Below are 12,287 nucleotides of genomic sequence, written 5' to 3' on the forward strand. Positions count from 1 at the left end.
CGGCGCCCGGGGGACTTCCTCCCCGCCTCGCCCGATGTGGTCCAGACCACAGGAAATCGAAGGTTCCTTATCTAACCCCGGCCATGCTACAACTGGTCTACACCACGCAATGGTGTAGACCACGCGGCTTGCCCAGGCCCGTGTACCCCCATTTCTGAGACGCCGCCGTCCCCCCTTCTGCATGTCCCCTGGCGGCGCCTTGCCCACTGGAGGAAGTTGTGACCACGGCTAGCGCTGCCCCGGCGGCCGAGAAGAAGAAGGGCTCCGCCGCGATGGCTGTCATGCAGCGCATCGGTCGCAGCCTGATGCTCCCCGTTGCGGTGCTCCCCGCCGGCGCCCTGCTGATCCGCCTCGGCCAGAACGACATGCTCGGCAGGGACTCGCTGCCCGACTTCATCAACAAGATCGCCACGTACATGGCGGCGGGCGGCGACGCGATCATCGGCAACATGGCGCTGCTGTTCGCCGTGGGCATCGCGATCGGCTTCGCGAAGAAGGCCGACGGCTCGACCGCGCTCGCCGCGGTCACCGGTTACCTGGTGTTCCAGAAGGTCCTCGCGACCTTCACCGACCCGAGCCTGCCGAAGGTCGAAAAGGTGGTCGACCACAAGGTCGTCCTGGTGGAAGCCCCGGTCGACGCCAAGGTCCTCGGCGGTGTCGTGATGGGCATCGTTGTCGCGCTGCTCTACCAGCGCTTCTTCCGCACCAAGCTGCCGGACTGGGCGGGCTTCTTCGGTGGCCGCCGACTGGTCCCGATCCTCTCCGCCTTCGCGGGTCTGTTCATCGGCATCCTGTTCGGCTACATCTGGCCGATCCTCGGCAAGGGAATCCACGGCTTCGGTGAGTGGCTGGTCGGCTCCGGCGCGGTCGGCGCGGGCGTCTTCGGTGTCGCCAACCGTGCGCTGATCCCGGTCGGCATGCACCACCTGCTGAACTCCTTCCCCTGGTTCCAGGCCGGCGAGTACAACGGCAAGAGCGGCGACATCGCCCGCTTCCTCGAGGGTGACCCGACCGCCGGACAGTTCATGACCGGCTTCTTCCCGATCATGATGTTCGCCCTCCCGGCGGCCTGCCTCGCGATCGTCCACTGCGCCCGCCCCGAGCGCCGCAAGATCGTCGGCGGCATGATGCTCTCCCTCGCGCTCACCGCCTTCGTCACCGGTGTGACCGAGCCGATCGAGTTCACCTTCATGTTCATCGCCCCGGTGCTGTACGCGGTGCACGCCGTGCTGACCGGTGTCTCGATGGCACTGACCTGGGCCCTCGGTATGAAGGACGGCTTCGGCTTCTCCGCCGGTGCGATCGACTTCTTCCTGAACCTCGGTATCGCGACCAAGCCATGGATGCTCGTCCTGGTCGGCCTCTGCTTCGCGGCGGTCTACTACGCGATCTTCCGCTTCGCGATCCTCAAGTGGAACCTCCCCACGCCGGGCCGCGAGTCCGACGAGGAGCTGGCCGAGCTCCAGAAGGCCGAGGCCAAGTAGGCCCCGCGTATCGCGCACGTACGAAGCCCCCGCCCTCCCTTCCGGGAGGGCGGGGGCTTCGCCGTAAGCAGACCTAGACCTCGTACACCGCGCCCGGGGACGCCAGCTCGACCGGCCCCCCGTACACCGCGCGGGCATCGGCGAGGTTCCGGCCCGGGTCGGTCCACGGCGGGATGTGGGTGAGGAGGAGCCGGCCGACGTTGCCGCTCCGGGCGTACTCGCCGGCCTCGCGGCCGTTGAGGTGGAGGTCCGGGATGTCCTCCTTGCCGTGCGTGAAGGAGGCCTCGCAGAGGAACAGGTCGGCGCCCTCGGCGAGCAGCCCGAGCTCGGCGCAGGCGCCGGTGTCCCCGGAGTAGGTCAGGACCCGGCCGCCGTGTTCGACGCGGATGCCGTACGACTCGACCGGATGCGCGACCCGCTCGGTGCGCACCTGGAAGGGGCCGATCTCGAAGGCCCCGGACTTCAGTGTGCGGAAGTCGAAGACCTCGCTCATGGCGCGCTCGTTCGGCACGTCCTCGTACGCCGTGGTCAGCCGCCGCTCCGTGCCCTCCGGCCCGTAGACGGGGATGGTGCCGCAACGGCCGCCGTCGTGGCGGTAGTAGCGGGCCACGAAGTATCCGCACATGTCGATGCAGTGATCGGCGTGGAGATGGCTCAGGAAGATCGCGTCGAGGTCGTAGAGACCGCTGTGGCGCTGCAGCTCGCCCAGGGCGCCGTTGCCCATGTCGAGGAGCAGCCGGAAGCCGTCGGCCTCGACGAGGTAGCTCGAGCAGGCCGATTCCGCGGAGGGAAACGAGCCCGAGCAGCCGACGACGGTGAGCTTCATGGAGCAGGAACCTCCGTGGACGGTCCGTGGACGGAAGCGACGGATGCGCGGCGCCGTGCGTGGGTCGAGCGTAAGGCGCGAAAGGTCCGGTCGCTCCTCCGCGGCAGGCCGTTGTGGGGGAACTCACCTGTGGTGTCACCCGGGGGAGCGACGGGCCGTTCCGGGTTGCCACGCGGTCCGGCGTGCGGTCGGGCGTCCGGTCGGGCACGCGGTCCGGCGCGCCTTGTCGCGCCGTGTGGTGCGGGCGCGGTTACGGTCGATGCATGGACACGTCGTGGTGGCCTGCGGTCGCCGCGGTGGTGGCTGTTGCCCTCGTCGTGCTGGTCGCGGGCCGCCGCCCCGCTCCCCCGCCGCCGGCCCGGGTGCGGCACGGACCGGGCCCCGAGCCGCGGCCCCGGCCGGGCGAGATCTGGCGGCTGGACGACGATCTGCCCTGCCTGGTGCTGTCGGTACGGGCGCACCGGGCGCGGATCGCGCGGATCACCACGAAGTACCACGACGAGCGGCCCGGGGTGATCCCGCTCCCGCCGGGTGGGGAAGGGGATGTCCACGGCCGTCCGGGGTTCCTGGAGGCGGACCGGCCGATCGAGGTGTCGGTGTGGGAGTTCCGGCGGCGGGTCGGCGAGTTGGACCCGGCCGTGTGGGACGAGGTGAAGGGACTGGGAGGCGGGCGATGATCCGGCTGCGGCGGGTGTACGAGCCGCCGGACCCGGTGGCGGACGGCGTACGGGTGCTGGTGGACCGGCTGTGGCCGCGCGGGCTGGCGAAGGCGGAGGCGCAGGTGGACGAGTGGCCGAAGGTGTTGACGCCGTCCGCAGAGCTGCGGAAGTGGTACCACTCCGGGGCGGGCTCGTGGGAGGAGTTCCGGAGCCGGTACGAGGCGGAGTTGGCGGGGGCGGGAGCCGAGGCGGAGGCTGCGCTGGCGCACCTGCGGGCGCTGGCCGCGGCGGGCACGGTGACGCTGCTGACCGCGGTCAAGGAGCCGGGGCAGAGCCACGCGGCGGTGCTGGCGGAGGTGTTGGCGGGGCCGTCGTAGCGGTGGCGGTGCCGGTGTGTCCGGGGCGGGGCGGGCCGCCGAGGCCCTGGGGGTCGGGGGTGGCAGTGAGGGTGCGCAGCAGCGGGTCCTCGAAGTGGGCGGCGGCCAGCCGCTCCAGGGCCCGGCGGTGGCCGGCGACGGCCGCGGCCCGGACGGGCGGGGCGGTGGCCTCCAGGGTGTCCAGGGCGGCGTGCAGGCGGCGGACCACCTGGGGGTGGGCCGAGCCGTAGAGGATGATCTCGTCGAGGCCCAGCGTGAGCAGGTCCGTCCAGTGGGGGGCGGAGCAGAGGACCCGGGGGACGCCGTCGGGGTCGGTGAGCAGGGCGGGGCCCAGGGGGCGTCCGGAGATCCGGGTCAGGGCGTCGGTGATCTGGTCCAGGATCTGTACGGCGGTGGTGGGGTCGTTGACGGCCGGGGAGAGGGAGCGGATGCCGATGTCGGCGAGCAGCCGCAGTCCGAAGGGCGGGTCCTGTTCCATGGTGCGGACCGTGCCGAGGTGCAGGCAGCCGGCGATCTGCCGGTCCAGCTTCGGCTGCGGCTTGTGCGGCGGGGTGAACAGGGCCAGGGTCTGTCCGTAGGAGACGAAGTCCCCGACGACGGCGCACAGCTCGATCCGGAGGTCGTGGGCGGCGGCGAGCCGGGTCAGGCCCTTCTCGTCGACGGACCGGATCACTCCGGGGGTGCCGAGGTGCCGGACGGCGGTTCGGGGGCCGTGGTGGCGCGCTTCCTGGTCCCCATCGGGTTCGGGGTCGCCGGGTGGGTAGACGGCATCGACGGCCTCGCGCAGCCCGTCGGCGACGGCGCGGGAGAGGCCGGCGGGGGTCACCGCTGTCTGCAGTGCGGAGAGCAAGAAGACCACGGCCGTGGTGGCCGCCAGTACGAGGACGATGGCGAAGGTGACGGTGAGGCGCGGGGTGGGCTCGTCGCTGTCGATGCCGCTGAGTGCGACCAGGGCGTAGAGGGCGGTGCCCACCAGGAGCCCGAAGACCAGCAGGTACTGGCCGAAGTGGCCGAGTGCGCCGACCAGTCGGGGCGAGAGGGACTGGATGGTCTGCACGACCAGGGTGATGGCGGTGACCACGAACCCGGCGAGGGTGATCATGCTGGCGGCGATGGCCGCGAGGGTGGCCTGGGCCGTGCCGGCGTCGAAGTCGAGCCCGTCCACCGGGAGGTGGCGCTCCCACCGCGGCAGTGCCCAGCCGAGCACCGCGCCCGCCACGACGGCGGTCAGGGCAGCCACATGGCTGCGGAGCCTGCGGGCGCGGTGCTCGTGTCCGGTGCCGACGGGAGGCCGGCGCCTCACTGCTTGGCCGGCTCCTGGTCGGGGTTGTTGGTGCACAGGGCCCAGATGATGAAGACGGCGATGGCGATCGCGATGAGCGCCCAGACCGGCTGGTAGGGCAGCCAGAGGAAGTGCGCGATCGCGGACAGGGCGGCCAGGACGATACCGGCGATCCGGCCCCATGAGGCGCCCTTGAGGATGGCGAAGCCGACGACGAGGGCCAGGATGCCGAGGATCAGATGGATCCAGCCCCAGGTGGTGAGGTCGGCTTTGAAGACGTAGTCGCCGACGCGCAGGTAGACCTCGTCGTTCGCGAGGGCTGCGATGCCTTCGAAGATCGAGAAGACTCCCATGACGGTCAGCAGAACGCCGGCGAACAGCGTGCCGCCGACTGCCCAGGCGTTGGCGGGGCCGGGGCGGGGCGTCGGGGCTGCGGTGGGTGCGCTGCCCGGTGTGGTGCTCATGGCGCCACCTTCCTGTGGCGGGAAACCGGTCGGTTCCGAGCGTGCGACAGGCTGCCGCAAACGGCGACCACAGAGACCCAAACGGGTGACCCCCGCTCAGGCCGGGCGGGGCCCGGCGCGGGCGGCGGCGAGCTCGGCCGTGCCGGGCGGGCGCCCCGCCGGGCCGGGCTGGGGCCGCACGGGCGGCCGGGGCCGCGCCCTGGGGAGCCGCGGGCACGCACCCGGCCCCGCCGGGCCGGGCTGAGCCTGGGAGGGCAAGGCCGGCCGGGCTTGCCCTCCGCACGCCCGGCCCGAGGCCAAGCCGGACCGCGGCGAGACCGAAGCCGGTGGTCCGGGCCGGGGGCCGAACAGTGCCACGGCCGAGCCGGCCGGCCAGCCGCGGGCGGCGGCGAGCCGCGCGGCCGAGGCGGCAGGTCCGGGGCGAAGGTCCCGCTCCCGCCGGGCGGGGGCCCGGTGGTGCGCCCGGCAAGGCGGGGCTCGCCAGGCTGGGCCCCGCTAGGGCTGGGCTGGGCCCGGCGGGGGCTCCGGCCCGCCGGGCGGGGGCCCGCGGGGCCGGGCGGGCCGGGGGGTGGGTTAGGCCCAGAGTTGGCCTTGGAGGGTTTGGATGGCCTCTTCTGTGGTGGGCGCCGTGTAGACGCCCGTCGACAGGTACTTCCAGCCGCCGTCCGCCACCACGAACACGATGTCCGCGGATTCGCCGGCGGCGACCGCCTTCCGGCCGACGCCGATCGCCGCGTGCAGCGCCGCGCCCGTGGAGACGCCCGCGAAGATGCCCTCCTGCTGGAGGAGTTCCCGGGTCCGGGTCACCGCGTCGGCGGAGCCGACCGAGAAGCGCGAGGTCAGGACGGACGCGTCGTAGAGCTCCGGGACGAAACCCTCGTCCAGGTTGCGCAGGCCGTAGACCAGGTCGTCGTACCTCGGCTCGGCCGCGACGATCTTGACTCCCGGCTTGTGCTCGCGCAGGTAGCGGCCCACGCCCATCAACGTGCCGGTGGTGCCCAGGCCCGCCACGAAGTGGGTGATGGAGGGGAGGTCCGCGAGGATCTCCGGGCCCGTCGTGGCGTAGTGCGCGCCCGCATTGTCCGGGTTGCCGTACTGGTAGAGCATCACCCAGGACGGGTTCTGCTCCGCCAGTTCCTTCGCCACCCGGACCGCGGTGTTCGAGCCGCCGGCCGCCGGCGACGAGATGATCTCGGCTCCCCACATGGCCAGGAGGTCACGGCGCTCCTGCGACGTGTTCTCCGGCATCACGCACACGATCTTGTAGCCCTTGAGCTTCGCGGCCATGGCGAGGGAGATGCCCGTGTTGCCCGAAGTGGGTTCCAGGATGGTGCAGCCGGGGGTGAGCCGGCCGTCCTTCTCCGCCTGCTCGACCATGTGCAGCGCCGGGCGGTCCTTGATCGAGCCGGTCGGGTTGCGGTCCTCCAGCTTCGCCCAGATGCGGACGTCCGCGGACGGCGACAGCCGCGGCAGGCGGACCAGCGGGGTGTTGCCGACCGCGGCCAGGGGGGAGTCGTACCGCATTACTTCGAGCCGCCGGCCACGGCCGGGAGGATCGTGACGCTGTCGCCGTCGGCGAGCTTGGTCTCGATGCCGTTGAGGAAGCGGACGTCCTCGTCGTTGAGGTAGACGTTCACGAAGCGGCGCAGCTTGCCTCCGTCGACGATGCGCTCCTCGATGCCCGTGTGGCGGGTCTCCAGGTCGGCGAACAGCTCGGCGAGCGTGCCGCCCTCACCGGTGACGGCCTTCTCGCCGTCGGTGTAGGTGCGGAGGATGGTGGGGATGCGGACCTCGATGGCCATGGCTGTGGCTCCTGAATCGGGCTGGAGGGCTGGAGTGCTGGAGAGCGGGCGGGCGCGCGCGGCTGAAGCGCCCCTGCGCGAACGGGGCTGTGGTGCTGGGGGTGGTGCGGCGGTTCAGGCAGCGGGACAGATCGCGCTGGCGAGGCGGCACAGGTCGACGTGCAGCCGCGCCACGAGCAGCAGCTGCCTGCCGCCGGGCGTATCGGTGCTCACGTCGTGGGAAACCATGCGGGCATCGTAACGATTCCCGGTCACCCGGATGGAGTGTCGTCTTGGATGGTGGACCCAAAACGTTCACATGTTGAGCGAGAGCGGCTCAATACCGGCTTAGTACTCCGCTACGACCTGCACTTCTTCCTCCGTGATGACCCCGTCCACGATGCGGTACGAGCGGAACTGGAACTCGCCCGAGCCGTCCGTGTCCGCCGTCGAGACGAGCACATAGTGCGCGCCGGGCTCGTTGGCGTACGTGACATCGGTGCGCGAGGGGTACGCCTCGGTCGCGGTGTGCGAGTGGTAGATGATGACGGGCTCCTCGTCCCGGTCGTCCATCTCGCGGTAGAGCTTGAGCAGGTCCTTGGAGTCGAACTCGTAGAACGTGGGCGACCGGGCGGCGTTGAGCATCGGGATGAACCGCTCGGGACGGCCGGTGCCCACCGGGCCGGCCACGACGCCGCACGCCTCGTCCGGGTGGTCCTTGCGGGCGTGCTCGACGATCTGGTCGTACAGGGCCTGGGTGAGGGTCAGCATGAGCGACAGGATAAGCATCCGGGCCCTCCCGTACCGAGGAGTGGTACGGGAGGGCCCGGATGCTGGACAGGGGCGTGGAGTTACGCGCTCCGGCCGGCCTTGTCGACCGGTTCGGCCGTGTCCGCCGGGCCGGTCTTGCCGACGATCTCCGGCGTGCGGTCCTTGCCGATCCACAGGAAGAAGTAGCCGAGGGCGAGCAGCAGGCCCCAGAGCGGCGCGCAGTACAGCGAGACCCTGGCGTCCTTGTCGGCGCCCATCATCACGATCACCATGCCGATGAAGAGCAGGGCGAACCAGCTGGTCCACGGGGCGCCGGGGGCGCGGAACGTGGAGGCGGGGAGCTCACCGCGGTCGGCCTTGGCGCGGTAGCGCAGCTGGCAGACCAGGATCATGATCCAGGCCCACATGCCGGAGATGGTGGCGAAGGAGACGACGTAGTCGAAGGCCTTGCCGGGCGCCACGTAGTTGATCCAGACGCCCACCAGCATCAGCGAGGCCGAGAAGGTGGTGCCGAGCAGCGGGGTGCCGTTCTTGGTGAGCCGCTTGAAGAACTTCGGGCCCTGGCCGTTCATCGCGAGGTCGCGCAGCATCCGGCCGGTGGAGTACATGCCCGAGTTGCAGGAGGACAGGGCGGCGGTCAGCACCACGAAGTTGACGATGGCGGCGCCGACGCCGAGGCCCATCCGCTCGAAGGCGGCGACGAAGGGCGAGACGCCCGGCTGGAAGTGCGTCCACGGCACGACCGACAGGATCATGATCAGCGCGCCGACGTAGAAGACGGCGATCCGCCACGGCACGGTGTTGATGGCCTTGGGGAGAGTCTTCTCGGGGTCCTTGGACTCGCCGGCGGTGACGCCGACCAGCTCGACCGCGAGGAAGGCGAACATCACGATCTGCAGGGTCATCAGCGTGCCGCCGATGCCCTTGGGGAAGAAGCCGCCGTCGTTCCACAGGTTGGAGACGGTCGCGGTGTCCGCGGCGTCGGAGAAGCCGATGGTGAGGATGCCGGCGCAGATCAGGATCATGCCGACGATGGCCGTGACCTTGACCATGGAGAACCAGAACTCGAGCTCACCGAAGAGCTTCACGGAGATCAGGTTCGCGCCGTAGAGGATGACCGTGAAGATCAGCGCGTAGGCCCATTGCGGGAAGCTGTCGTGGGTCCAGTACGACATGTACTGCGCTGCCGCGGTCACCTCGGTGATGCCGGTGACCACCCAGAACAGCCAGTACGTCCAGCCGGTGACAAAGCCCGCGAAGGGGCCGATGAACTCGCGGGCGTAGTCCGAGAAGGAACCCGCGACCGGGCGGTACATGAGCAGCTCGCCCAGGGCCCGCATGATGAAGAAGATGACCAGGCCCGCGATGGCGTAGGCCAGGATCAGGCTCGGACCGGCCTTCGAGATGGCCTTGCCCGCGCCCAGGAAGAGCCCGGTGCCGATGGCGCCGCCGATGGCGATCATCTGGATCTGGCGGGCGCCGAGTGTGCGGTGGTAGCCGTCACCCGCTGCGGCGTCGTCGCCGGCCGGGCGTTCGTTCTTCTCGACCTGCACAGAGGTCATGTTTGGTGCGCCTTTCTCCACGCCGGTCCGCGCCTTCAGATGGCTGCGGATCGGGTCCTCGATCCCCCCGGAAACGGATTGGAGTTGCACGCCGGCGATCAGCCGGTTCAAGCGCCGCCGAGAGGACAGGGGTGGCGTCCGTCGGCGGTCGTGAAGATTTATCACGGGCTTACGGGTGATCGAAGGTACCGAATGTGACGCAGGGCACAGAGAAAGTGGATCAAGGGCTCCGAAATACGACAGATCACCACAACGTGGTGATCTGATCGTTATCCGGATTTGAGCGTCCGCTGAGCGAACGGAACGCCAATGGAGCGCCAACGGAACACCAATGGCGGACGCCCCCGGGAGTTGCCTCAGAGGGTTTCGATGAGGGTCTCCTGGAGGCCGCCCAGCCACAGGTACGCCATCACCATCGGCTTGCGCGGATCCTCGTCCGGCAGGCGCAGCAGCTCCGCACTCTCCTCGTCCTGGGTGATCTCCAGCCGGGCCGCGATGGTCAGGCGCAGGTCGTTCAGCGCCCCCAGCCAGCGCAGCGGCAGCTCCCCGGTGAGCTCCAGCACGGCCCCGCCGTCCCCGGCCGGGCTGAGCCCGTTCAGGCTGTGTACGACGGCCAGCGCGTCCTCGCGCTTGCGGCTGCGCAGGTCGTTCTCGGTGAACCGGCGGAACTCCGCCGACCGGGCCTTCAGCTCGGCCGGGTCCACGCCCTCGTCCCCGCCCCCGGCGGCCGGTCCGCCGTACGCATCCGGGAACAGCCGGGCCAGCGCCGGGTCGGACGGGGGCTCGGTCGGCCCCTCCTCGACCGAGGCGATCAGCGCGGCCAGCGGGTCGGCGTCGGCGGCCGGCTCGGGCTCGCCCGGGCCGATCAGCTCCAGCAGCTGGACGGCGAGGGAGCGCAGGATCGAGATCTCGATCTCGTCCAGCGCGACGGCGGCGCCGCCGCCCTTGAGCGGCGCGAACGTCCCGCCCATCAGGTGCGGTCCTGGGAGAGGGTCGCCCACAGGCCGTAGCCGTGCATGGCCTGCACGTCGCGCTCCATTTCCTCGCGGGTGCCGCTGGACACGACCGCCCGCCCCTTGTGGTGGACGTCGAGCATGAGCTTGTGCGCGATGTCCTTGGTATAGCCGAAGTACGCCTGGAACACGTACGTCACATAGCTCATGAGGTTGACCGGGTCGTTGTGCACCAGGGTCACCCAGGGGACATCCGGTTCGGGAACCGCGGCGGTCTCTTCAGCCGATTCGGTGCGTTCGATCTCAATGGGAGCAACACTCACTTGTCCCATGCTGCCACCGTGACCGGCCCGTCGCACAAACGGGGGTCCTCGACGCGCGCCGAGGTTCTCGTCAGTTTGACGAAATGCGTGCTAGCATCCATGCCATGAACCCTGCGGACCTGGGCCTGCCGGTGGACGTGCCGTCGACAGCGCTCTTCACGGACCATTACGAGCTGACGATGCTGCAGGCCGCCCTGGCGAACGGCACCGCCGACCGCCGCTCGGTCTTCGAGGTGTTCACCCGACGACTGCCCGAAGGACGGCGCTACGGGGTCGTGGGCGGCACCGGGCGGGTGCTGGACGCGGTGGAGAACTTCCGCTTCGACTCCGCGGTGCTGGAGTTCCTCCGGGACCGGGCCGTGGTCGATATGCGCACCCTGGACTGGCTCTCCTCGTACCGCTTCTCGGGCGACATCTGGGGCTACCCGGAGGGCGAGGTCTACTTCCCCGGCTCCCCGGTGCTGCGGGTGGAGGGCAGCTTCGCGGAGTGCGTGCTGCTGGAGACCGTGATCCTGTCGATCCTCAACCACGACTCGGCGATCGCGGCGGCGGCCTCCCGGATGACCTCGGCGGCCGGCGACCGGCCGCTGATCGAGATGGGCGCCCGGCGCACCCACGAGCTGGCGGCCGTCGCCGCCTCGCGGGCGGCGTACGTGGGCGGCTTCACCTCCACCTCGGACCTGGCGGCCGGCTTCCGGTACGGCATCCCGACGGTCGGCACCTCGGCCCACGCGTTCACCCTGCTGCACGACACCGAGCGGGACGCGTTCACCGCCCAGGTGGCCTCGCTGGGCAGCGGAACCACTCTTCTGGTGGACACGTACGACGTCGCCGAGGCGGTCCGGATGGCGGTGGAGGTGGCCGGCACCGGGCTGGGCGCGGTCCGCATCGACTCCGGCGACCTGCTGCTGGTCGCGCACCGGGTGCGGCAGCAGCTGGACGAGCTGGGCGCGACCGGCACGAGGATCGTGGTCACCTCCGACCTGGACGAGTACGCCATCGCCTCGCTGGCGGCGGCGCCGGTGGACGCGTACGGGGTGGGCACCCAGCTGGTGACCGGCAGCGGGCACCCGACGTGCTCGATGGTCTACAAGCTGGTGGCGCGGGCGACGTCCGCGGACCCGAAGGCGGCGCTGCAGCCGGTGGCGAAGAGGTCCACCGGCGGGAAGACCTCGGTGGGCGGCCGGAAGTGGGCGGCGCGGCGCCGGGACGCGGAGGGCGTGGCGGAGGCGGAGGTGATCGGCACCGGGCCGGTGCCGGCCGCGCTGGCCGGCGAGCAGCTGCTGGTGCAGTTGGTGAAGGGCGGCGAGGTGGTGGCCCGTGAGCCACTGGAGGCGGCGCGGGAGCGGCACCGGGGGGCGCGGGCGGGGCTGCCGCTGTCGGCGACACAGTTGTCGCGGGGCGACGCCGTCATCCCGACGGAGTACGCCTAGCCCTCCCGGCGGGGCGGGCACCGGGGGCGGGGCGGGCCGGCGGGGCCGGGGCGGGGCTGCGGGGCCGGGGCGGGGCTGCGGGGGCGGGGCGGGGCTGCGGGGGCGGGGCTGCGGCTGCGGCTGCGCGGAGCCTTTCCCCCACCCCGCCCCTTCCCGAAACCGGGGCCTGCGGCCCCGGACCCCGCTTGTGGGGCTCCGCCCCGCGCCCCTGGGGTGCCCGGGCTTCGCCCGGCACCCGACACCGGGGCTCCGCCCCAAGCCCCGCCCGGGACGCCGGGGCCCGGCCCGCCCGGGGGCTCCGCCCCGAGCCCCGCCCGGGCGCCGGGCCCCCCCCCCCGGGGGGGCCCCCCGCGGGGGGGGGCGAGAGCGGGA

Annotated in this window: 14 protein-coding genes; 4 read left to right on the forward strand and 10 right to left on the reverse strand. The window is 71.4% G+C overall.

Annotated features, from left to right (window positions below; translation table 11 throughout):
* The first annotated feature begins 218 nt into the window (after nt 1-218).
* The gene (locus ABT123_RS14100) at nt 219-1,484 is read left to right on the forward strand and encodes a PTS transporter subunit EIIC (RefSeq protein ID WP_351313095.1); all 1,266 of its coding nucleotides are present in this window, start codon (nt 219-221) and stop codon (nt 1,482-1,484) included.
* A gap of 73 nt (nt 1,485-1,557) precedes the next feature.
* Here ABT123_RS14100 and ABT123_RS14105 read toward each other — a convergent pair whose 3' ends face one another.
* Nucleotides 1,558-2,310 carry an MBL fold metallo-hydrolase gene (locus tag ABT123_RS14105; RefSeq protein WP_351313097.1) on the reverse strand — a complete coding sequence of 251 codons (753 nt, stop codon included), beginning with the start codon at nt 2,308-2,310 and terminating at the stop codon, nt 1,558-1,560.
* Nucleotides 2,311-2,573: 263 nt separating this feature from the next.
* Between ABT123_RS14105 and ABT123_RS14110 the strand changes: the two genes are divergently transcribed.
* Together ABT123_RS14110 and ABT123_RS14115 are read left to right on the forward strand one after the other, a co-directional pair.
* Entirely contained in the window at nt 2,574-2,987 is a 414-nt protein-coding gene (locus ABT123_RS14110; RefSeq protein ID WP_351313099.1) for a hypothetical protein, read from the forward strand.
* Entirely contained in the window at nt 2,984-3,346 is a 363-nt protein-coding gene (locus ABT123_RS14115) for a DUF488 domain-containing protein (RefSeq protein WP_351313101.1), read from the forward strand. Before ABT123_RS14110 ends, ABT123_RS14115 begins: the two co-directional genes overlap by 4 nt.
* Here the strand turns inward: ABT123_RS14115 and ABT123_RS14120 are convergent.
* From ABT123_RS14120 to clpS, 9 genes are all read right to left on the reverse strand, one after another.
* A complete protein-coding gene (locus tag ABT123_RS14120; protein ID WP_351313103.1) occupies nt 3,285-4,649 on the reverse strand; it encodes a DUF2254 domain-containing protein in 1,365 nt (454 codons plus the stop codon). The genes ABT123_RS14115 and ABT123_RS14120 overlap by 62 nt on opposite strands.
* On the reverse strand, nt 4,646-5,092 hold the full coding sequence (locus ABT123_RS14125) for a DUF7144 family membrane protein (RefSeq protein ID WP_351313105.1): 447 nt from the start codon (nt 5,090-5,092) through the stop codon (nt 4,646-4,648). The genes ABT123_RS14120 and ABT123_RS14125 overlap by 4 nt, the downstream gene beginning before the upstream one ends.
* Before the next feature lie 573 nt (nt 5,093-5,665).
* Nucleotides 5,666-6,616, reverse strand: coding sequence for a PLP-dependent cysteine synthase family protein (locus ABT123_RS14130; RefSeq protein WP_351313107.1), 951 nt, complete (start codon nt 6,614-6,616; stop codon nt 5,666-5,668).
* Nucleotides 6,616-6,894 carry a MoaD/ThiS family protein gene (locus ABT123_RS14135; RefSeq protein ID WP_351313109.1) on the reverse strand — a complete coding sequence of 93 codons (279 nt, stop codon included), beginning with the start codon at nt 6,892-6,894 and terminating at the stop codon, nt 6,616-6,618. The genes ABT123_RS14130 and ABT123_RS14135 overlap by 1 nt, the downstream gene beginning before the upstream one ends.
* 114 nt (nt 6,895-7,008) lie before the next feature.
* Entirely contained in the window at nt 7,009-7,122 is a 114-nt protein-coding gene (locus tag ABT123_RS14140) for a putative leader peptide (protein WP_351313111.1), read from the reverse strand.
* A gap of 99 nt (nt 7,123-7,221) precedes the next feature.
* The gene (locus ABT123_RS14145) at nt 7,222-7,644 is read right to left on the reverse strand and encodes a M67 family metallopeptidase (RefSeq protein WP_351313113.1); all 423 of its coding nucleotides are present in this window, start codon (nt 7,642-7,644) and stop codon (nt 7,222-7,224) included.
* An 80-nt stretch (nt 7,645-7,724) separates the two neighbouring features.
* Nucleotides 7,725-9,206 (reverse strand): amino acid permease, encoded by a 1,482-nt coding sequence (locus ABT123_RS14150; RefSeq protein ID WP_351313115.1) that lies wholly within the window; start codon nt 9,204-9,206, stop codon nt 7,725-7,727.
* 356 nt (nt 9,207-9,562) lie between these two features.
* Nucleotides 9,563-10,177: a DUF2017 domain-containing protein gene (locus ABT123_RS14155; RefSeq protein ID WP_351313117.1), complete on the reverse strand. Its 615-nt coding sequence runs from the start codon at nt 10,175-10,177 to the stop codon at nt 9,563-9,565.
* Entirely contained in the window at nt 10,177-10,491 is a 315-nt protein-coding gene (clpS, locus tag ABT123_RS14160; RefSeq protein WP_351313119.1) for an ATP-dependent Clp protease adapter ClpS, read from the reverse strand. Before clpS ends, ABT123_RS14155 begins: the two co-directional genes overlap by 1 nt.
* 95 nt (nt 10,492-10,586) lie before the next feature.
* On the opposite strand from clpS, the gene ABT123_RS14165 reads away from it, so the two are divergent.
* Nucleotides 10,587-11,915, forward strand: coding sequence for a nicotinate phosphoribosyltransferase (locus ABT123_RS14165; protein ID WP_351313121.1), 1,329 nt, complete (start codon nt 10,587-10,589; stop codon nt 11,913-11,915).
* Nucleotides 11,916-12,287: the final 372 nt, after the last annotated feature.

Origin of the sequence: Streptomyces sp. NPDC002054, from assembly GCF_040296685.1 — a bacterium.
Taxonomy (GTDB): domain Bacteria; phylum Actinomycetota; class Actinomycetes; order Streptomycetales; family Streptomycetaceae; genus Streptomyces.